Consider the following 21,826-nt stretch of genomic DNA (forward strand, 5'->3'; position numbering starts at 1 on the left):
ATAAATAAAGTTTTGCAAATAAGTATTTTAAAAGGAGTGAAAATAATGGTAAATAACATCAAAACAATAGATGAATGGATTGCTGATAATCATTTGAATCCAACCGAAGTTGGTTTTATTGAAACAATCCTTACCTTTGCTTCTACAGTAAGGCATCTCCAACATAAAAAGACAGCTATGAATGAGGCGATCAGGACCATGTTTCCTGATAAAAGAGCTGAAATAACTCCAAAAATAACATACCAAAAACTTGAGAAAATCCTGATAGACAATGACATATCAATTGATTTGGAGACCATGCTCAATCAATACCTTTCACAAGGAGTATGTGTTGACCTATGTAATGAGTTACTTCTGGATCGAGGATAATTCGATTTTTTTAACCAAAAGTTTTCTTGGAAAATAAAAAGGTGCTGAATGTCGCATAATAGGACAATCAGACACCTTTAATTACTAGAATTAATTGTCATAAGTATGAAATTTTTCTGGAACAAGCTGTTGAGAGGAGGTTACTGAGAAAAGGGCCATATCTGGGTAACGCAAAGCAGTTAATTTTCCTCCAAATACAGCTCCTGTATCGATATTGTACGTATTATTTTTAATTCTTGGTTCGCGGACAGGCGTATGCCCATAGACAATAATCGGATCACCTGGATGTCGAAGTGCCCAGTCCCTTCGTTCTGGTCTTCCATCCGGCAGTGTTTTTCCGGTTATATCCCCATATAAAACAAATGTTTTAACACCCTTATGTGTTGCTCCTATAAATTCTTTTTTGATACCGGCATGTGCAAGGACAAGCTTACCTTGATCTAAGACAAGATAAAGAGGAGCTGACTCGTATAATTGCATAAAATGGTCGCGCACCTTCTTTCTTACTGGTTTAGATAAAGCCTCAAGTTCAGCAATCGTTGTCTCTAAGCCATGTACAGCCTTTACTTTATTGCCTAGGAAATAACGATATAGTTTATTGCAATGATTACCCGGTATATATAAGGCAGTTTTCCGTTGTATGGTTAATGACCATACAAGGTTAATCATCTCTATAGAATTAGGTCCTCGATCAGTAATATCGCCTATAAAGGCAGGGGTATTTCCGTTTGGATGGACAGGAATATTATCCTCATTAAATTGATAACCCAGTTTGTGGAATAATTCGATACATTCCCCATAACAACCATGTACATCGCCTATACAATCATAGATCATTTGCATCACTTCCTTCTATTACCTCTATATTACCCTTTTTTAAAGGGTTTCAATTATATCTATTTAGGAAATTGTAAAGGGTATGATAGATACGCCTTAAACGACATAAAAAAAGGTATGGTGACCTCTAAAATGGAAATTCAGGAAAGCAAGCAAAGAGATTTACTGCGTTTATTAAAAGAAGAGAACCTCCAACAGTTTCGGATTATATTTTTAGATATTCACCCCTATGATCAGGCAAAGTTTTATGCGAATTTAGAAGAAAAAGAACGGGCAACTGTTCATCACTTTCTCTCACCGGATGAAATGGCAGAGCTAATAGGGAATCTTGCTTATGAATATGAAGAAGAGATTGTAGAGAGAATTTTAGCAGAAATGGATCCTCGATATGCCGCCTCTATTTTAGCTGAAATGCATCCGGATGATGCTGTTGATTTGCTCAGTAATTTGGATAAGGAACAAATAATCAGTTATTTGTCTTTAATGGATGAAGAACAATCGCAAAATATCATGCATTTGCTTCACTATGAGGAATCAACTGCAGGAAGTATCATGACGACTGAATTTATAAGCATTGCAGAGAATCAAACAGTAGGATCTGCCATGAAACTAGTGAGGAAGGAAGCACAGGATGCTGAATTAATTTATTATATTTATGTTATGGATGAAAAGCAAAAATTAACAGGGGTACTATCCCTGCGTGATTTGATTGTGGCAGATGATGATACAATGGTCTTTGAATTAATGAACAAACAGGTCTATTCGGTGAAAGTAAGCGATGATCAGGAAGAAATAGCTCGAAAAATGAGAGACTATGATTTCGTTGCGATGCCGGTTGTTGATTTTCAGCATCATCTGGTCGGCATTATAACATTTGACGATATGATTGATGTTATGTATGAAATAGCTTCCGATGATTATTCCAAATTAGCAGGGGTATCCGATATGGAATACATAGATAAAAGTCCTTTTTCATCTGCCCGTAAAAGACTCCCGTGGTTGATTATATTATTATTTCTAGGCATGATTACCGCTAATTTAATCGGTCAATTTGAAGAAACTTTATCGAAAAAGGCAATTCTGGCGGTGTTCATCCCCTTAATTGCAGGGATGGCTGGGAATACAGGTACACAAAGCTTGGCTGTTATAGTGAGAGGAATTGCTACAGGGCAAATTGAGGATGAAAACAAGCTAAAGCTCCTTTGGCGTGAAGCGGGAACAGGACTTATAACCGGAATATCATGTGGAATCGTGGTTACCATTATCGTTTATGTTTGGAAAGGTGAACTAATTCTTGCTGCCCTCGTTGGTATTTCCATACTGGTAACATTAATTGTCGCCACATTAGCGGGTAGCCTTGTGCCTTTATTGATGCATAAGATGAATATTGATCCTGCTGTAGCCTCAGGACCATTTATTACGACCATTAATGACTTAATAAGTATTCTTATTTACTTTGGAATGGCTACTCTCTTTATGGGTTATCTCACATGATATATTTAGCTGAAAAAACAGAAAATGGTTGCGATTCTTCTTTACTTAGTTTAAATTAGTAGTAGGTACTAATAACTTGTGTTAATTATTTAAGGAGGAATCCTTCCTATGAACTTAAGTATGGATGGGAAAACCATTGTTGTAATGGGTGTGGCAAATAAAAGAAGTATAGCTTGGGGTATAGCTAATTCACTTTACCAGGCTGGTGCTAGATTAATTTTTACATATGCAGGGGAACGAATGGAAAAGAGTGTTTATGACCTTGTAAACAGCTTAGAGGGTGGAGAAGAGACCTTCGTCCTGCCATGTGATGTTACAAAAGATGATGAAATCGAAGGATGTTTTGCTACGATTAGAGAAAAATATGGAAAGATAGACGGGATTGCGCACTGTATTGCTTTTGCCAATAAGGAAGAGCTTAAAGGTGAGTATATGAACACGACGAGGGACGGGTTCCTATTGGCCCAAAATATTAGCTCTTATTCATTAACAGCTGTTGCAAAAGCAGCAAAAGAAATCCTGAATGAAGGGGCTAGTATCGTTACTCTTACTTATCTTGGCGGTGAACGAGTAGTCCAAAACTATAATGTCATGGGTGTGGCCAAGGCCTCACTTGAAGCAAGTGTGAAATATTTGGCTAATGATCTTGGGCCTAACGGCGTAAGAGTAAATTCTATTTCAGCAGGAGCAATCAGAACCTTGTCGGCCAAAGGAGTCGGCGATTTTAATGAAATTCGAAAAGTATTTGAAGAGCGTGCACCTTTGCGCAGACAAGTAACCCAGGAGGAAGTGGGAGACACAGCCCTATTCCTGTTCAGTCCATTGTCCCGGGGAATTACGGGGGAAAATATCCATGTGGATTCAGGGTATCACATCTTAAGCTTATAAATAAAATGACTCTCTATTGCAAGGTGGCTTTGATAACCGCTTTTGAAATAGAGAGTTTTTTTATGAAAAGTGTTACTGTGTAAATCAGTCAATCAATCACCTAAATAAAGTGGAACTGTTCCCCCTTCATTATTGTGTTAAGATCCAATATTATTCTCCTATACAATAAAAATGTTATAAATTTCTAATAAAATGATAGTCAATTGGGAAAAGCTGTGACATAATAAATCATAATATTTTAAATATTTTAATAAATTACATAATAATATTACGCAGGAGGGAATGGCTTGGATGACACTGTGGTTTTAGATGTAAACCATTTAACCGTTTCTTTTATGGATGATGGAAAATTGGTTCCTGCAGTTGAGAATATCGATTTCCAACTTCATAAAGGAGAAATTCTTGGTATTGTTGGTGAATCAGGAAGTGGGAAGAGTTTGACCTCTTTATCCATTATGGGACTGCTTCCACAACCGCCGGCTATTGTTGATCCCCAGGCAGTCATTAATTTTGAGGGAGACAATTTATTAAAAAAATCCGAATCAAAAATGAGGAAAATTCGCGGGGATCGGATATCTATGATCTTTCAGGAACCGATGACTTCTCTTAATCCTTTGTTTACAATCGGCCAACAAATGATTGAAGCATACAGGCTGCATAGAAACAGTAATAAAGTTAAGGCGCGTACTGAATGTATGGAAATGTTAAAGCAGGTAGGGCTGCCTCGGGCTGCTGATTTAATGAAAAATTATCCACATGAGTTATCAGGCGGTATGAGACAGAGGGTTATGATTGCGATGGCCATGGTTTGCAAACCAAACATATTGATTGCAGATGAACCGACTACGGCACTTGATGTTACCATTCAAGCCCAAATTCTTAAGCTGATGAAAGATTTAAATAATCAAACTGAAACATCAATCATTCTCATTACTCATGATCTTGGAGTGGTGGCTGAAATATGCGATCGCGTTCTTGTTATGTACGCAGGAAAAATTGTTGAGAAAGGAACGGTCAGGGATATATTTAAAAATCCTAAACATCCATACACAAAAGGATTACTGAAATCTGTACCCGACATCCGGCAGAAAGATAGTAAATTATATTCCATTCCAGGTAATGTTCCGAAACCAGGAATGATTCAAAATGGCTGTGTATTTGCTCCGCGTTGTGAATATGCCATGCCTGCCTGTGCCACAATGACTCCGGAATTACAAAAGGTGTCTCCCCAATATCAATGGGTAAGGTGCCTATTATATCAGGGACAGGAAGGAGGCATCCATCATGACGGAGCTATTAAAAGTTGAAGGCCTGAAGAAATTTTTCCCTATTAATGGAGGAGTTTTGAGCAGGAAGATTGGTGAAGTAAAAGCCGTCAATGATATATCCTTTCATGTGAAAAAAGGGGAAACTCTTGGGATTGTTGGGGAAAGTGGCTGTGGAAAGTCAACAACCGGCAGATTATTAATGAGATTGATTGACCCAACAGAAGGAAGTATTGTCTTCGAAGATAAGGAAATCATGTCTATGTCAAAAAAGCAGCTTAGACAAGTGCGACGTGATATTCAAATGGTTTTTCAGGATCCTTATGCGTCATTAAATCCGAGGCATTCCGTCCAGCAAATATTAGAAGAACCTTTAATTGTTCATGGCATTGGCAATAAGAAGGAGCGGGCAAATAGGGTAGCAGAAATGATAGATGTTGTGGGACTCAGTTCCTATCATTTAAAACGTTATCCCCATCAATTCAGTGGCGGTCAGCGTCAGCGGATCGGTATTGCCCGAGCCCTAATGACAAAACCTAAATTAATTATTGCAGATGAGCCTGTTTCTGCGCTTGATGTATCCATACAGGCCCAGGTACTAAACCTGTTAAAGGATATCCAAAAAGAATTTGGACTTACTTATATTTTTATAGCACATGATCTGGGGGTTGTCAGGCATATTAGTGATCGCGTTGGAGTCATGTATTTGGGGAGAATGGTAGAATTGTCGGGCAGCGAAGAGTTATACGAACACCCTCTTCACCCGTACACACAAGCTTTATTATCTTCAGTACCAATACCAGACCCTGATATTAAACGTGAATCCATCATCTTAACTGGAGACATCCCAAGCGCATCCAATCCACCGAGTGGTTGTGCATTCCATACTAGATGTCAGCATGCAATGGAAGTTTGTAAGACTATTAATCCAGTATACCAAGAAATAAAAGGGGATCATTATGCTGCATGTCATCTCCATGGTGAACATGACAGCAATGATAATAAACAAATATAAGAGGGGGTTTCATATGAAAAAGCTTTTATTGGCTATGGTCAGTATTCTAATGCTAAGCGTTGTACTGGCAGCATGTAATTCTGGCGACAAGGAGACTGAAGGTGGAGGCAGTGAAGAGAAAGGAAATACAAAGGATACACTTGTTTTTGGGCGTGGCGGTGATTCCACTTCGTTAGATCCAATCACGACAACCGAAGGAGAGTCATTTAAAGTCACGATTAATATTTTTGATACACTGCTAACTTACGGTAAACAGGATACGACGCTGCAACCTGGATTGGCTGAAAAATGGGAGGCTTCTGATGATGGTCTTTCATATACATTTACATTGAAAAAAGGCGTTAAGTTTCATGATGGTACTGATTTTAACGCAGAAGCAGTAGTATTCAACTTTAACAGATGGATGAATGGCGATGCTGATCAGTATCCATATTACAGCATGTTTGGCGGCTATAAAAAAGATGAAGGGCATGTCATTAAGGAAGTAAAAGCGGTTGATGAATCGACTGTTCAATTTACTTTGAAAAGACCTCAGGCGACCTTCCTTAAAAATATTGCAATGAGCTGTTTTGGAATTGCCAGCCCTACTGCAGTTGAAAAAGATGGTGATAAGTTCCGGGAAAATCCAGTTGGTACCGGTCCGTATAAATTTAAAGAAAAAGCAAATGACAAAATCGTTATTGAAAAGAATGAAGATTATTATGTAGACGGAGAGCCAAAATTAAAAACAATTATTTTCCGTACGATTCCTGATAACTCGGCACGTTTGAATTCATTAAAGATTGGTGAGATTGATGTGATGGACGGTGTAAACCCATCAGACCTTGAAACAATTAAAGGAGATGCAAATTTACAGGCTATTGAACGTCCTTCCATGAACGTTGGGTATCTTGGCTTTAATGTAACGAAAAAACCATTTGATAATCCAAAAGTCCGTCAGGCTTTAAGCCATGCCGTTGATAAGCAAGCTATCATTGATGCTTTCTATTTAGGAATGGCAAAACCAGCGAAAAATCCTCTGCCGGATTCAGTGGAAGGCTATAACGATGAAATTCAGGATTATGAATTTGATTTAGATAAAGCAAAAGAATTATTAAAAGAAGCTGGTTATCCGGATGGATTTAAAATGGATCTTTGGGCTATGCCAGTTCCGCGTCCATATATACCAGAAGGAAAGAAAATTGCAGAAGCGATTCAGGCAAATTTTGAAAAAATTGGAGTTAAGGCAGAAATTCAAACTGTAGAATGGGCTACATACCTTGAAAAGGCAGCAGCTGGCGAGTTCCCGGCCTATATGCTGGGCTGGACAGGTGATAATGGAGACCCAGATAACTTTATCTATACATTGCTTGATAAAGATTCAATCGGATCTAACAACTATTCCTATTACGCGAATGATAAGCTCCACGACATTTTAATTGAAGCGCAAACAATTGTTGATCAAGACAAACGGAATGAGCTATATAAACAGGCTCAAGAAATTATCCATGAAGATGCACCGTGGATTCCGCTCGTTCACTCAACGCCTTTGTTGGCAGCATCAGCTGATTTAACAGGACTTGTACCGCATCCGACCGGATCAGATATTTTAAAGAATGTAGAATTCAAGTAAAACTGTGTTAAGTAAGGGCGCCTTTACATGGATGATTCATATAGGGGCGCCTGTTTATTATGGAGGTGCATACAGATGTTTTCTTATACAATGAAAAGGATTCTGTCTGTTATACCGGTTCTGTTTGGAATGACGCTGATTGTATTTGCCATTGTCAGAGCCATTCCTGGAGATCCGGCACAGGTTATTTTAGGGCAAAGGGCAACAAAAGAGTCCATTGCAGTTTTAACTCAAGAGCTTGGATTGGACAAAGCCTGGTATGTTCAATACATAGATTATATTAAGAATTTGTTTACCGGTGATTTGGGTACATCCATTAGAACCAATGCAGAGATTACTAGTGAGATATGGCCATATATTGCTGCTACGCTAGAATTAACGCTAGTTGCGATGATTATTGCCATCGTTATTGGTGTAAACGCCGGCATCATCAGTGCGTGGTTTTCAAATTCCTGGTTTGATTATTTAGCTATGATCTTAGCCTTAATTGGAGTATCCATGCCTATTTTTTGGCTGGGGTTAATGGAGCAATGGGCTTTTTCCCTTCAGCTGGGTTGGTTACCGACAACGGGACGTGAAGATATCAGAGATCCAATCAATGCGATAACTAATTTGTATTTGGTGGATACGTTGCTGCAAGGTGATTTCGATCAATTTTTTGTGGCGGTTAAGCATTTGATTATGCCAAGTATCGCTTTAGCAACTATTCCAATGGCCATTATTGCTAGGATGACAAGATCGACTATGCTTGAAGTTATGAAATCAGATTTTATTCGTACAGCACGTGCAAAAGGTGTCAGTATGTTTTGGGTGGTGTACAAGCACTCTTTGAAAAATGCATTTATTCCGGTTTTAACTGTCATAGGGCTGCAAACAGGATTACTTCTTGGAGGGGCTATTCTGACAGAAACTATTTTTGCTTGGCCGGGCATAGGGCGTTATTTATATGAAGCAATCGGCTATCGTGACTATCCGGTTATTCAATCTGGTATTTTACTGATTGCGGCTGCTTTTGTATTCATTAACTTAGTTGTCGACCTCCTTTATGCATTGGTCGATCCACGAATTAAATACTCCAAATAAAGGGTGGTGTAGACATTGGGGGAATTAGTACGAAATACAGAAGAGACACCATTGGTAATGGATGAAAAAGTGGTTTCTCCATGGGGGGAATCATGGGCTGCCTTTAAACGTAATCGTTTGGCAATGGTGGGCCTTGGTATCGTCTTATTCTTTATATTATTGGCATTATTAGCTCCGATTATTGCTCCTTATGGATATAAGGAGGTTAGTTTGACAGACCGTTTAAAACCGCCATCTGCTGAACATTGGTTTGGAACAGATGACTTTGGGAGGGATATTCTTTCACGAATATTATATGGTGCGCGTATATCCTTATCCGTTGGATTTTTCTCTGTACTGGGTTCTGTTATAGTAGGTTCAATAATGGGGCTTGTAGCTGGATATTATGGCGGATGGATTGATACAATTATTTCACGTTTTTTTGACATCCTTCTTGCCTTTCCAAGTATCTTATTGGCAATCGCGATTATTTCTATTTTAGGGCCATCTCTGCAAAATGCCCTGATTGCAATCGCCATTATAAATATTCCGAATTTTGGCCGCCTCATAAGGTCTAGAGTACTGAGTGTTAAACAAGAGGAATATATTATGGCAGCCAACGCAATTGGTATGAAGGATTCAAGAATTCTCTTTCGTCATATCCTTCCAAACAGTATGACACCAATTATTGTTCAGGCAACATTGGCAATTGCAACAGCAATTATAGAAGCAGCGGCGCTTGGATTCCTCGGTTTGGGAGCACAGGCACCGACACCTGAATGGGGAAAAATGCTGGCGGATTCGAAGGGTTTTTTAGTACAGGCTCCCGGAACGCTCTTTTTCCCAGGATTGGCTATCATGTTAACTGTCCTAGGATTTAATTTATTGGGTGATGGACTGAGAGATGCCCTTGATCCAAAAATGAAACAGCGTTAAATAAGAAAATAAAAATAGTATGAACCGCTCCTCTGCAATTGTTAGAGAGCGGTTTTTTTTGTGAAAAATTGGCTATGGGCAGGCAATGTCATGATAAACCATAATTAACGCTTTCAGCAAAGAGGGGAGCTCAGATATATCTACAGTCTTTTGCACATATATATAGCAGATAGAAGCTAAGGAGGTAACTATATGAGCCATAATGAGATTAATAGTGCACTGCCAGCAAATGCTTGGCTTGATAAGGAGCAAATAATGAGACGATTGCGTGAAGAAGAAATAGTGGAAATAGATGACTTTTTTACAAATGCTGCGACTAAAGAATTGATGCATAAAATTAATCAGCAACAGGAATGGGAACAACATATTGCTGATAAAGATAATTCGCGTGAAGGACTTGAAGAGGGAAATAGTGATGATAGTTTGCAGCAGCAGCCCCCATTATTAAGCTTTGAGATAGAAAAGAAACAATATACTGATTTGCTGAAAGAACGGGAGCCTGATTTATTGGATGTAAGTGAAGCGAATGGAAAAACAAAGCGTAAACGTATAGAGGATATGACGAAGGAGGAATTAGTCACCTATCTCTCCAAAATGCCGTCGCTCATGTCGAGCCCGGTCTGCGATTTTATAGTGGAAGATGGGAAGCGGCTGAGGGGAACGATTGAAAAAGTAAAGGGGGATTATGTCTATATTAAAGTTGCGTTTGGGAAGAAATGGATTAAATATACATTGCAGCAAATAAAAGAAATAAAAATAGTTCGTTTTTAAAATACTTCTGTATCGGATCTGGTTATCTGTATTAGACAAACCAAACCTTCCTACATACTTATACTGTATGAGTCCTAATCAGGGAAGGAGGACCCCTTTTATGAAGATACCAAAACAAAAAGCAAGCCAAATCAAGAGAACGCCTTCCAAGCAAAAGAAAAAAAACTGTGGATGTACAAAAAATAATAAAAAAGGTCGTTTACAACCATAACCTGCTGTTTAGTCAGCAGTTTTTTTTATTTTAGGTTGTTATGCAGCAATTAAGCTACATCTAATGTTATTCCAAATAAATTGGATAAAATGCCGTGTTTAACAAACAATACAGGATAATAATTTCAATTTGTAATGAGGGGGTGATGGTGCTATGAATAAAAGGATTTCTGTATTTTTAATTATAGCTATGTTTTTCACAATAGTAAGCGGATGTTCCGGTGACTCAAGCAGTAAAGAAGCCAAGATGTCACTTATTCAATCCGTGGATCAAGATCCCGTTTATCTTGGTGATCATTCAAAGGCACCATTAGAGAAAATAAAAGAGAAAGTAGCTTCCCATAAAGAAATCTACGATGTGGCTGTTGTCCAAAAGGATAAAGATATTTTGGTTGCGTACAAGGTTAAACATATGCAACGCTTTCGAATGAAAAGTATCGAAAGTAAATTAGATAAGGAGTTAAAGAAAAACTTTAAATCCTTTGATTTTACTGTATCAAGTGATATGAAAATATTTCTTGAAACAGTCGAGTTAATCGTGAATGTGAAGGATAAAGGTTACTCCAAGAAAAAAGCTGGAAAATGGTTTGATAAAATAATGAAACTACAGAAGGATATGGCATAGGCAGGTGTACATATGGCAAATAAAAAGAATGAAAAACTAACCCCTGAACAACAAAAATATAAAGAGCTGGAACAAAAATATGAAGCAAAACGTCCTGTTGTAAAGAATTGTATTAAGGCATTTTTTGTAGGTGGGCTATTTTGTCTACTAGGACAAGTTATTACGTATATGTATATATTTTATTTTAATTTTACTGAGCAAACAGCCAGTAACCCAACTGTAGCAACGATGATATTTTTAGCTATGTTATTAACAGGCTTTGGGGTTTACGATCGAATTGGCCAATTTGCTGGAGCGGGAAGTGCTGTTCCAGTTACGGGATTTGGTAATTCCGTCATTTCAGCAGCGATTGAGCATAGAACAGAAGGATTTGTGCTTGGGGTAGGAGGAAATATATTTAAATTGGCTGGAACTGTAATCCTATATGGTGTTTTTTCAGCATTTGTCGTTGCATTAGTAAAGCAAATCTATCTAATGGTTATAGGAGGTTAATATGCTAACTGGTAAACAAACCTGGGTGCTGCATAATCATCCTGTCATTTCCTCTACAGGCGTAGCTGTCGGTCCTTTTGAAGGCAATGGCCGTTTGGCTGATGATTTTGATATTATTCATGATGATCTTTGGCTAAATCAGAAAACATATGAGAAAGCGAACCGTGTATTAATTGAGGAAGCGGTTCAAAAAGCTTTGGATAAAAAGAAATTGCAAACTCGTGATATTCAATTTTTCTTTGCGGGAGATTTAATTAACCAAATCACACCTACTAGCTTTGCAGCCCGGACATTGGCCATCCCATATTTTGGGCTGTTTGGTGCATGCTCAACATCTATGGAAGGCCTTGCACTGGCATCCTTTATTATTAATTATGACGGTGCCAACAAGATATTGACTGGTGCCTCAAGCCATAATACAACCGTAGAAAAGCAATTCAGGTATCCAACAGAATATGGCGGTCAAAAACCGCCAACTGCCCAATGGACCGTAACGGGGGCGGGAGTTGCCTTGGTGGAGAAGAATGATAACTCATCTGAAAGTAAGCTCGTTGTAACCAGTGCAACCATCGGTAAAGTTGTTGATATGGGATTGAAGGATCCATTTAATATGGGAGGCGCGATGGCACCTGCTGCAGCAGATACGATTTATCATCACTTCAGGGATTTAAACCTTGACGAGGACTATTATGACCTTGTTGTTACAGGTGACCTTGGGAAAATTGGTCATGACACTGCGATTGACTTACTGGAGCAGAAGGGCTTAAAGCTAAATAAAGAAAAATTTAGGGATTGCGGTTTAATGATTTATAAAGACGATCAACCAGTAAGATCAGGTGGAAGCGGTGCAGGATGCTCCGCGACTGTTCTATATGGCCATTTACTTAATGAAATGAGAAAGGGTACATATAAACGCATCTTACTGGCAGCAACCGGAGCGCTTCTTTCTCCGCTGACCTTCCAGCAAGGGGAGTCCATTCCATGTATAGCACACGCAGTTGCTATTGAAAGACTATAGCGTTGAAAGGTGAGGAGCATATATGCTGGCAATGTTTTTTTGGGCCTTTGTTGTAGGAGGCATTATTTGTGTGATTGGACAGCTTCTATTTGATGTAGCAAAATTAACGCCTGCCCATACTCTTTCGACATTTGTTGTCATTGGCGCTATATTGGGTGGTTTTGGATGGTATGAACCATTATTGGATTTTGCAGGTGCTGGGGCATCTATTCCGATAGTAAGCTTTGGGAATTCGCTTGTAAACGGTGCTTTAGAGGAAGCAGAGAAGCATGGCATCGTTGGCGTGTTAACCGGAATGTTTAAAATTACATCATCAGGCATAACGGCAGCGATAGTCTTTGGATTTATCGCAGCCTTGATTTTTAAACCAAAAGGTTAATGAAAGAGAACCCATTAATTGTATTCTAAAATTTAAATGGATGGATGCAAAAGCGGTTGTAAGAGGGCTGGAGAGGGCTAGTAACAGCATGTGGAATGTATGATTGGTAATTTGTGTAACTTGGAAGAAAAATTCCATTTTCATGGTATTATAAAATTGAAAAAGCCGATAATTGATACCTGTTTAGAAGATCTAACACTCCAATTCCGTTGAATATATTCTGTATTAAAACAATAAGTTATGGGGAGGGCGCATGCTCTTCCTTTTTGAGGTGTAGAATTTTTTATCTGGAAAGAAGGTAAAACGGTGAAAGAAAAACTAATTCATATGAGAGATAAATTGAATGATATTAGTCGTCGTAATCGCTCTATTCGATTATTGAAAATCTACAATAAATGGAGTTTCGATTTAACTGAACTAGATAAGTTATCAAACAATAATGAAAAAATCAGTGAAGCTATTGTAAAGAAAATCGTCATGCAGTCTAAAGGTGAAATTACGTTACTTAAGCCAACAATAGAGAATGAAGATTCAATGGTCATTTCGAAAAAACTCACAGATTTATTGCGAAATATAAAAGGAATTGAAGAAGAAACAGGTATTCACGACTTTTATTTAGGCTACCCCTTTATATCAGGAAGCCTCTCTGATGGGACTTTTTTTCAGGCTCCCCTATTCTTATATCCACTTCGTTTAGAAAAAAGTAAGGTAAATACACAGAGATGGATCATTCGTGTGGAAGAAGGTGGTCCGCAAATCAATCGAACTTTATTTTTGGCGTTTAAGAAATTAAATAGTGTCCAGTTTACCGAAGAATTTTTCGAAGAGGCTGCAGAAATCGCTAAGTCTTATGAGAGGGAAAAATGGGATACTTTCTTCCAAGCGCATGATATTAATCTTTCATTTTCTAATGAAGGACTCACAAAGTTAAAAGAATATAAGAGGGATGAAATTCCTGAATCCACTGGAATTGTACTATTGGAAAATGCGATTATCGGGAACTTTCCACAAGGGGGTTCTTCACTAGTTAAAGACTTTGATGCCTTGATAGACCTTTCAGAAGAATCTAATCTATCATCGTTAGTCAGTGAATTGATAGAACCACAAGAGTTTGAGTCAGCAGAAGATATAAACAATGAAGATAATCAGACTAATGAAGAACCGGATATAATGAATTTGCTTGTTACGGATGGGTCACAGGAGGAAATATTAAAAGAAGCGAGATATAAGAAAGGGATTGTTGTTCACGGACCGCCAGGAACAGGAAAATCCCAGGTTATAGTTAATTTAATTACAGACGCACTTAGTCAGGGAAAGAAAATATTAGTAGTTTGTCAGAAAAGGGCTGCTCTAGATGTAGTATACCAACGCTTAGACGGGCTGAGATTATCCAATCATATAGCTTTGGTGCATGATGAAAAAACAGATCGAAAGCCGCTTTATAATAAAATTAGTGCTGTTCTTGAGACTAATAAAGTATTATTTGATCGGTCACTTGAAGATTTAAAATCCACATCAAATAGCTTGTTTACTCATGAAAAGCTGTTAAATGATATTGCTAAAGGGCTTTATGAGTACCAGGATTTTGGGTATCGTTTATATGATTTATACGGAAAAGCAACACCATTAGATCATATGGACAAAATGCTAAATTTAAAACCTGTGTTAAGTGAGTTAAATAAAGATGTACTAGATGAGATTGGCGGAAAAATCTACAGTTATGCTGAATGGTACGAGCGATTCGGCAGCGAGTCTTACGAATTGAAAAAGCGTAAATCATTCGCTCAATTTTCCATTAAAGATAAGCTTAACCTAGTAGAACTTCTAAATGATTTAATTGTGAAAGCGAAGAACGCCTCTGATTATTTGGATTCCTTGGATTACAAAAAAATTACACCTGCGTATACATGGCTAGTAGGTGGCAAGTTAGATAGTATCTATCCTGATTTAGAGGGTACTGGTAAAAAGACACTACAAGGCTTGAGAATATGGTGGTGGACCTCTTTTTCAGGTAAAGCAATTATCGAGGAGTTATTAGAGGGCGGAAAATTTAAAGGAACAAGTTCTGCGGACTGGGTCAAAATTAAGCAAGCCCTTATAATCATGAATCAATTAGGTAAAGAAACAAAGAAAATGTCTAATGAAATCAACCAGCTAAAAAAATATTTCGATGAGAAAATGATCGAAAATTATCAAAGCAGAATTGCGGATGGAGATATTCCATTACAGGAATTAGATCAATTATTAGAGTATATTCATCAAGATTTTGAGGACTTACAGCAAATGGATTCATATTGGGAAGAGTGTTCAGAGGTCACGAAGAAAATCATTCAAGAACTCAGCGTGAAAAGTCCTGCTTCTGAACAAGCTCTACCGGAGTACTGGGTCCAGTTATTTAAAAACTCGGCATATATTCATTGGATTGATGAAACGGAAAATAAATATCCTGAAGTTAAGAAGATTTCAACGAGCGAATTTTCAAGGATACGGGAAAAGTTTAGTCAACTGGTTGACCGAAAAAGAGAAGTTGCTAACCAATATTTAATTCATCAATTGACACAATCAGTCGAGGAGCTTAAGAAAGCTTACCCGAGGGAAATGAGAGATCTTAAACATCAGGCAGGGAAAAAGAGGATGATTTGGCCACTGCGCAAATTGGTGAATGAATTTGCTGAGAAGGGTCTTGTGGATTTAATGCCGGTTTGGTTGGCATCACCCGAAATAGTTTCTTCGATTTTCCCGTTAAATGATGATTTATTTGATTTGGTGATTTTCGATGAAGCTTCTCAATGTACAGTGGAGAGCGGTCTACCAGCAGTTTTTAGAGCAAAACAATTAATTGTCGCTGGAGACGAAAAGCAATTGCCGCCATTTAATATGTTCCAGTCATCTTTTGTAAATGAAGATGATGAAGAAGAATATGATGTTGATGAATCGCAAAGTTTATTAAATCTAGCGAAAAGAAGGTTCCCAGAAAAAATTCTTCAGTGGCACTATCGTTCGAAATTTGAGGAACTCATTAACTTTTCTAATCATGCTTTTTATAATGGACATGTTCAGATTGCTCCCAATGTCGAGCCTTTAAAAGATCCTCCAGCTATCCAATGGAAAAAAGTGAATGGCAGATGGATCAATCAATCAAACGAAGTAGAAGCACTTGAGGTCTATAGACTATTAAAAGAAACATTGATTAAGCAGCCCGATAAAACTGTTGGTATTATAACTTTTAATGCCAAACAGCAAACAAAAATACTGGATATCATTGAAAATTCAGCTGCAAGCGATCAAGAATTCAATGTTGCTTATAATCAAGTGATGGCAAAAGAACTGGATGAAAGAGTATTTGTAAAAAATATTGAAAATGTTCAGGGTGATGAACGAGATATCATTATTTTCTCCATAGGATATGCTAAAAATGAAGAAGGAAAGGTCTATAATCGCTTCGGAATGCTTAACCAATATGGTGGAGAAAATAGATTGAATGTAGCCGTATCAAGAGCCAAGGAACGTATTATTGTAGTATCTAGTATCGAGCCGGAAGAACTGAATGTTGCGGGCACAGCACAAATTGGACCAAAGCTTCTTAAATCATATTTAAAATATGTAAGAGCTGTTTCACGTACTAACAGGGAGGAAATACAGTCGGTTGTCCAGGAAATTAATGATAATGTAAATACACATGTACAAGAACTGGCACTGCATTTTGATTCCCCCTTTGAAGAACAGGTCTATACTCAATTAAGAAATTTAGGGTATGAAGTCCACACACAAGTAGGAATGTCCGGGTACAGAATCGATATGGCCATCGTCCATCCTAATGATTCTTCCAAATATATTTTAGGGATTGAATGTGATGGAGCGATGTACCATAGCTCGGCCAATGCAAAAGAACGGGATATCTATCGTCAAAGATTCCTTGAAAGCCGAGGATGGACAATCGAAAGAATCTGGAGTAGAAACTGGTGGAAAACCCCTGCTCAAGAAATCGAAAGAATGGATCAAAAGGTGAAAGAACTATTAAGAAACGAAGAATTAAAAAAGAAAGTTAATGCAATCTGATTAATCCAGGTTGCTTATTTTGCTGCGAATCATTGATAACAGATGAAAAGGCTGGCATTAATGAGTTAAATATTGAATAGCAATACCCCGGCGATAGCCGGGGTATTTGTGTATGCGCCAAAGGTGCTCCAAAGGTGTGCGATAGGTGTGTGAAGTCCAGGAGAAAGCAGCTATGCCCCACCACCTATGAGGCACCTATGCCCGGGCTATACCGGGGGATAGGTGGGTGAAAGGTAGGTGAAGTCCTGGGAAAAGCAGCTATACCCCACCTATGAGGCACCTATGCCCGGGCTATACCGGGGGATAGGCGGGTGAAAGGTAGGTGAAGTCCTGGGAAAAGCAGCTATAACCGACCTATGAGGCACCTATGCCCGGGACATACCGGGGTAAAGGTGGGTGAAGTCCAGTGGAAAGTTCTACTATCAAACACCTACCGACCACCTTTCAGGGACCTGTGCCCCCAAAGAAACTTTTTTTTGGTTTCCGCTATTGGATGGTTTCCGAAATATTCCTCTGAGACGTTATGCATTCATCAAGTACAGCTAAGGAAATTTTATTCATTTTATGATATTTTTCATGATAGATTGCTGTAACAACTTGATCATAATTAATATCTTCTCCGCGAGTTAACTTTTTAAATGCGAGATATAAAGGCACCGGAGTTTGTCCAGTATATAGTGGTGGTTGGACATACTGGTATCCTTTTATAGGTGAAAAGCCAAGATGGTTAAAGAATTGAAGGCGATTTATGGTTTCTTTGTATTCTTCTTCGTTTTGCGCATCAATTTCTCTTTCAGTTTCGAGGAAGATTCCCTTTAAGGATGGGTACCCAGCATGTACGGCATCTTCTTTAAGTAGTTTCTCCATTTTTAAAAGTGTTTGTTTCCCTAAGCCTTTCCCGCGTTCTTTCGGATCGGCTGCTATATAAACAATATAACCGCTATTTACTTGAGCTAAATAATGGGCAGTTGAGAAACAGATTACTTTATCGTCTACGATTCCAACTAAAAAATGGAAATTATTTGGTGTGTTTTTCTCACGTTGTCTGATGGACTCGTAAAATACGCATTCATCTTCACGCACGTATTCAGGAAAACAATCATGATATAAAGATAATGCTTTCCTTAATAGTTCATCCTCTAATTCTGTTACTTCTTTCCACTCTATAGCCATGTGTATGACTCCTTACTGTTTTCTTTTAGTGTAAAAGATATATTTACAGTAATTCAAGGTATTATTGCCGATTTTAATATTTGGGTATTCTTATATGGAGATTAGCCCAAACCGAGGAAACACTTTTAACATATGTTATGAGTGTACTAAGCGAAAGCGAGGTGACTTACATGTTTGGTTGTTATGGATACGGCGGCGGCGGAAGCAGCTGCGGTGGCGGCTATGGATACGGCGGTGGCTACGGTTCTACTTTCGTACTAATCGTTGTACTATTTATCTTGTTAATTATTGTTGGCGCTAGCTTCTGCTAATAATAATTGAAATGCATAGAAGAGACCTAAAACCTCTTCTATGCCCTACTGTTAATTAAGTATTTACAATTAGTAAATGAAAGAAAGGGATTTCAGTCTATACTGAATCCCTTTTTTGCATGGAGAAATGAGTCTCACCTTTCCTATTTTCTTTCATATGATAGCAGTAACGATAAGGAGGCTGAATTATGGATAATGGATTCTTTAAAAATATGGAAAAGAAAACAGGCGTAAATATGAAAGATGTAATGGAGCTGGCTAATTCCTTACAAAATGCAAATTTTAAAGATGAAAAAACAGTCCGCAACGTCATTAAGAGGGTTTCGCAAATTGCAAACAAGCCTGTACCGAAGGATGTAGAGGACCAGTTGGTACAATCAATCATTAAGGATGGGAAATCATTAGATTTTAATACAATTGCCAATATGATGAATAATAAAAAATGAGTAAAGGAGCCACCTTTACATATGAAGAACATTTGATTTGACTCAAACTGCCGATCTGTATTACTCGGTTATTTGGTAATCAGTTCTTCTTTGTAAGAGGGCTCCCCTTTTAAAATCGTTAAGAAACGGGAAGATCTTGCCCGTTTTGAACGTCTATTTTCCGGTATGGAAATATATAATCCCGAGCATGCGCGTGTTACCGCTACATATAATAACCGTCTTTCTTCCTCCATAGGTTTCCTGTCACCGTCACGCCAAGATTCCAGAGCATAATCATGAGGCATGTTTCCGTCTACGCAGCCAAGAATATAAACATATTTATATTCAAGTCCTTTTGAACGATGGATGGTGCTCAGCTGAATAGCATTTATTGTTTTTTTAGACATTGATTTAATCTCTTTTGACATGGCTGTCATATGATCCGCATGAAGAATAAATTCCAGCACTGTATCAAAGCGTCTTGCAGCAATTTTCACATCCTTGATATCGTCCGACCCTTTGTCCATTTTATTGCCTTCATTCCCCCGCTTTTTGAGGTAGGCCCCAAAACCGAGTTCTTTTTCTATCATCTCGATAGCAGTTGATGGAGACAAATCCTTAAGTGAATGGATGACAGAGACAGCTTTATCTATTGCTCGCATTTGGAACGGTTTTAAATTATTGAGGAATCGAAGTGCCTCGAGCAAAGTGCAATCATTCAGGATGGATAGAGCTTTAGCATCCTGGACTGCCGACTTTTTCAAATATAGCGGCGGTAATAAATCCTGTAGCATTCCCGGATCATCTGGATTTATACTTGCTTTCATAAAGGCCAAAATACTGCGCACAGTCTTTCTTGTATAAAAGGAATCATAGTCAGAATCCACCCGAAATGGAAGACTTGAAGATGCAAGCTTTTCAAAAATAGCACGGCTCATTGTATTGGTACGATAAAGAATCGCAAAATCCTCTGGGTTTGCTCCATGCCTTATTTTTTCGGTTATGTCGGTCATAATCATGATTGCCTCAGATTCTTCATCAAATGGATAAAATAAAACCGGAGAAGGTGATTGATCATGTGTAGCCACCATTTTTTTTGGTGTTCTTGTTTTATTTTGAGAAACAATCTTGTTGGCTGTTTGAATGATTTTATGCCCAGAACGGTAATTAGCTGACAAGATTATGGTTTCGAGATAATCGTAGTCAAGCTTCAGGTTTTGTAAAAAGGCAGAATCACTGCCACGGAATGAATAAATGGCCTGATCATCGTCGCCTACAAAACATGCAGATTCTGCATTTGAAGCAAGCAGTCTAACAATCTCATATTGTACCTTATTAATATCTTGAAACTCATCGATTAGAAAGTGTTTGAACCGGTTTCGATAAAAATTAAGAATCTGTTCATTCTCTTTTAAAAGTTGATAACAGCCTGTTTGCATATCATCAAAATCGAATTTATTATTTATTTCTTTATATGATTCGTATTTTTTATAAAGCTCCCGGCAATTGACTTCCCAATCGTCAGCAGGATGAATATCCTGAGGAGATAATAAATCGTTTTTCCATCTGCTGATTTGCTGTAAGGCTTGATCAAATGCAAATTCCCGTTCATCGATTCCTAATTCTGAAGCTGCTATTTTTAGGACATATTCTTTCTCCCCATCAAATTTTATCAATTTACTTGAATGCCATTTTTGAGGTTCATGTTGTAAAAGAATTCGATAAAAAATGGAATGGAAGGTACCGGTAAATACATGCTGCAGCATAAAGGGAGTTACACCGGGCATTTGCTGTAGCCTGCTTTTCATCTCAGCAGCTGCTTTAGATGTAAACGTAACGAGCATCACCGATTTAGGATCCGTTTGTTTTTCTAATAGTAAAAAGGCTGTCCGAGCAGTCAAAACACGGGTTTTTCCACTGCCTGCTCCTGCAAGAACGAGTAAATGTCTTGCATCAGTTACGACAGCATTTGCTTGTTGATCGTCCAATAACCAGCCGTGGGCACTCAGAATGTCAATGAATGGATGATTGCTATTCACCCCAGGCAGATGTTTTTCATTATAGGATGGCAGACTTGTAATGGACTTTGGTCCTTGCCAGATAGTTTCATCAGAGCAATTGGTAATGGACCTGGATTGCGGTAAGCGAAATCCTCCGTATTCCACTGAAGCTTCATTCACTGCCGGATTCGTTTTCTCAGTTTTGTCCACACAAGGAGGACGTGAAGAATCACGATGAATAAAATATGGTTCTTCATGGATTCCAAGATACATATAAACAGGTTGACCACAATGATTACATTGAAGTTCACCATTTTTTCCAGCTTCATGAATACGAGCAAATGCCTCCTTGGGCCATGTGAGTAAAGAGATAGATTCGTTTTTCCAATTAGCTGTTTTCATCATATTCCTCATTTATATAAAAAATTTTAAAAACGACAGACAAATATCATCTTATCAAATCGAATCATATATTACAAAAGAGGATAGTAGTTTTATTCCCTTAAAAAGCGGGTAATAAAAGTAAAAAAAAGGATAAAAAAGTGAGGTGGAAAAGGAATGGGGTACATAAGTCCAATCACGCAATACGAATACATACAGTACACGAACAGAACGATTGCAGCGGAGAAGCTGACTAAAAATATGATCTCGTGCTTTCAGCCTGTACAGCCAATCAGATTCCATCGCAAGAATGAAGAACGGGATTCATTTGACAGGGAAATCAATTCAGACGATTTTAGAGGTTCATCTAATCGCATTTACAAAAATTATGTGCCGACAGAAATAGTCAAAAAAACCGCTACTGAAATGACTGGGGTCGGTCAATTTATTAATGAAAGTATTTAAACCATACATTTAAAATCACTCTATACATATGGAAAGCAG

20 protein-coding genes are annotated in these 21,826 nt (G+C 38.1%); 17 read left to right on the forward strand and 3 right to left on the reverse strand.

The window, feature by feature from the left end:
• The first annotated feature begins 45 nt into the window (after positions 1-45).
• Positions 46-369 carry a hypothetical protein gene (locus FHY47_RS13835; RefSeq protein ID WP_139891423.1) on the forward strand — a complete coding sequence of 108 codons (324 nt, stop codon included), beginning with the start codon at positions 46-48 and terminating at the stop codon, positions 367-369.
• Positions 370-459: 90 nt separating this feature from the next.
• Here FHY47_RS13835 and prpE read toward each other — a convergent pair whose 3' ends face one another.
• Entirely contained in the window at positions 460-1,206 is a 747-nt protein-coding gene (gene prpE, locus FHY47_RS13840; RefSeq protein WP_148630915.1) for a bis(5'-nucleosyl)-tetraphosphatase PrpE, read from the reverse strand.
• 132 nt (positions 1,207-1,338) lie between these two features.
• On the opposite strand from prpE, the gene mgtE reads away from it, so the two are divergent.
• From mgtE to FHY47_RS13905, 13 genes are all read left to right on the forward strand, one after another.
• Positions 1,339-2,700: a magnesium transporter gene (mgtE, locus tag FHY47_RS13845; protein WP_066101407.1), complete on the forward strand. Its 1,362-nt coding sequence runs from the start codon at positions 1,339-1,341 to the stop codon at positions 2,698-2,700.
• 108 nt (positions 2,701-2,808) lie between these two features.
• On the forward strand, positions 2,809-3,588 hold the full coding sequence (fabI, locus tag FHY47_RS13850; RefSeq protein WP_066101403.1) for an enoyl-ACP reductase FabI: 780 nt from the start codon (positions 2,809-2,811) through the stop codon (positions 3,586-3,588).
• Between the two features lie 287 nt (positions 3,589-3,875).
• Positions 3,876-4,895, forward strand: coding sequence for an ABC transporter ATP-binding protein (locus FHY47_RS13855; protein WP_373925457.1), 1,020 nt, complete (start codon positions 3,876-3,878; stop codon positions 4,893-4,895).
• Positions 4,873-5,868 carry an ABC transporter ATP-binding protein gene (locus FHY47_RS13860; RefSeq protein ID WP_139891422.1) on the forward strand — a complete coding sequence of 332 codons (996 nt, stop codon included), beginning with the start codon at positions 4,873-4,875 and terminating at the stop codon, positions 5,866-5,868. Before FHY47_RS13855 ends, FHY47_RS13860 begins: the two co-directional genes overlap by 23 nt.
• 13 nt (positions 5,869-5,881) lie before the next feature.
• Positions 5,882-7,480 carry an ABC transporter substrate-binding protein gene (locus FHY47_RS13865; protein WP_066101398.1) on the forward strand — a complete coding sequence of 533 codons (1,599 nt, stop codon included), beginning with the start codon at positions 5,882-5,884 and terminating at the stop codon, positions 7,478-7,480.
• A 75-nt stretch (positions 7,481-7,555) separates the two neighbouring features.
• Positions 7,556-8,563: an ABC transporter permease gene (locus FHY47_RS13870; protein ID WP_066101395.1), complete on the forward strand. Its 1,008-nt coding sequence runs from the start codon at positions 7,556-7,558 to the stop codon at positions 8,561-8,563.
• Between the two features lie 57 nt (positions 8,564-8,620).
• On the forward strand, positions 8,621-9,478 hold the full coding sequence (nikC, locus tag FHY47_RS13875) for a nickel transporter permease (protein ID WP_066102359.1): 858 nt from the start codon (positions 8,621-8,623) through the stop codon (positions 9,476-9,478).
• A 192-nt stretch (positions 9,479-9,670) separates the two neighbouring features.
• Entirely contained in the window at positions 9,671-10,249 is a 579-nt protein-coding gene (locus tag FHY47_RS13880) for a hypothetical protein (protein WP_139891420.1), read from the forward strand.
• 364 nt (positions 10,250-10,613) lie between these two features.
• Positions 10,614-11,084: a sporulation protein gene (locus FHY47_RS13885; protein ID WP_139891419.1), complete on the forward strand. Its 471-nt coding sequence runs from the start codon at positions 10,614-10,616 to the stop codon at positions 11,082-11,084.
• 12 nt (positions 11,085-11,096) lie between these two features.
• Positions 11,097-11,576, forward strand: coding sequence for a stage V sporulation protein AC (spoVAC, locus tag FHY47_RS13890; protein WP_066101382.1), 480 nt, complete (start codon positions 11,097-11,099; stop codon positions 11,574-11,576).
• Between the two features lies 1 nt (position 11,577).
• A complete protein-coding gene (gene spoVAD, locus FHY47_RS13895) occupies positions 11,578-12,594 on the forward strand; it encodes a stage V sporulation protein AD (protein WP_066101379.1) in 1,017 nt (338 codons plus the stop codon).
• 22 nt (positions 12,595-12,616) lie between these two features.
• Positions 12,617-12,973: a stage V sporulation protein AE gene (spoVAE, locus tag FHY47_RS13900; RefSeq protein WP_066101378.1), complete on the forward strand. Its 357-nt coding sequence runs from the start codon at positions 12,617-12,619 to the stop codon at positions 12,971-12,973.
• A 306-nt stretch (positions 12,974-13,279) separates the two neighbouring features.
• Positions 13,280-17,032 (forward strand): AAA domain-containing protein, encoded by a 3,753-nt coding sequence (locus FHY47_RS13905; protein WP_148630890.1) that lies wholly within the window; start codon positions 13,280-13,282, stop codon positions 17,030-17,032.
• Positions 17,033-17,518: 486 nt separating this feature from the next.
• Here the strand turns inward: FHY47_RS13905 and FHY47_RS13910 are convergent, their stop codons facing one another.
• Positions 17,519-18,205: a GNAT family N-acetyltransferase gene (locus FHY47_RS13910; RefSeq protein ID WP_148630892.1), complete on the reverse strand. Its 687-nt coding sequence runs from the start codon at positions 18,203-18,205 to the stop codon at positions 17,519-17,521.
• Between the two features lie 170 nt (positions 18,206-18,375).
• Here FHY47_RS13910 and FHY47_RS13915 point away from each other — a divergent pair, with 170 nt between their 5' ends.
• Together FHY47_RS13915 and spoVIF are read left to right on the forward strand one after the other, a co-directional pair.
• The gene (locus FHY47_RS13915) at positions 18,376-18,516 is read left to right on the forward strand and encodes a YjcZ family sporulation protein (RefSeq protein ID WP_148630917.1); all 141 of its coding nucleotides are present in this window, start codon (positions 18,376-18,378) and stop codon (positions 18,514-18,516) included.
• Positions 18,517-18,704: 188 nt separating this feature from the next.
• Entirely contained in the window at positions 18,705-18,962 is a 258-nt protein-coding gene (gene spoVIF / locus FHY47_RS13920; protein ID WP_066101365.1) for a sporulation-specific transcription regulator SpoVIF, read from the forward strand.
• Positions 18,963-19,030: 68 nt separating this feature from the next.
• Here spoVIF and FHY47_RS13925 read toward each other — a convergent pair whose 3' ends face one another.
• Positions 19,031-21,343 carry a UvrD-helicase domain-containing protein gene (locus FHY47_RS13925; protein ID WP_148630894.1) on the reverse strand — a complete coding sequence of 771 codons (2,313 nt, stop codon included), beginning with the start codon at positions 21,341-21,343 and terminating at the stop codon, positions 19,031-19,033.
• 156 nt (positions 21,344-21,499) lie between these two features.
• On the opposite strand from FHY47_RS13925, the gene FHY47_RS13930 reads away from it, so the two are divergent.
• The gene (locus FHY47_RS13930) at positions 21,500-21,787 is read left to right on the forward strand and encodes a hypothetical protein (RefSeq protein ID WP_066101360.1); all 288 of its coding nucleotides are present in this window, start codon (positions 21,500-21,502) and stop codon (positions 21,785-21,787) included.
• Positions 21,788-21,826 lie beyond the last annotated feature (39 nt).

Origin of the sequence: Bacillus sp. E214, assembly GCF_008087365.1 — a bacterium.
Taxonomy (GTDB): Bacteria; Bacillota; Bacilli; order Bacillales; family Pradoshiaceae; genus Pradoshia.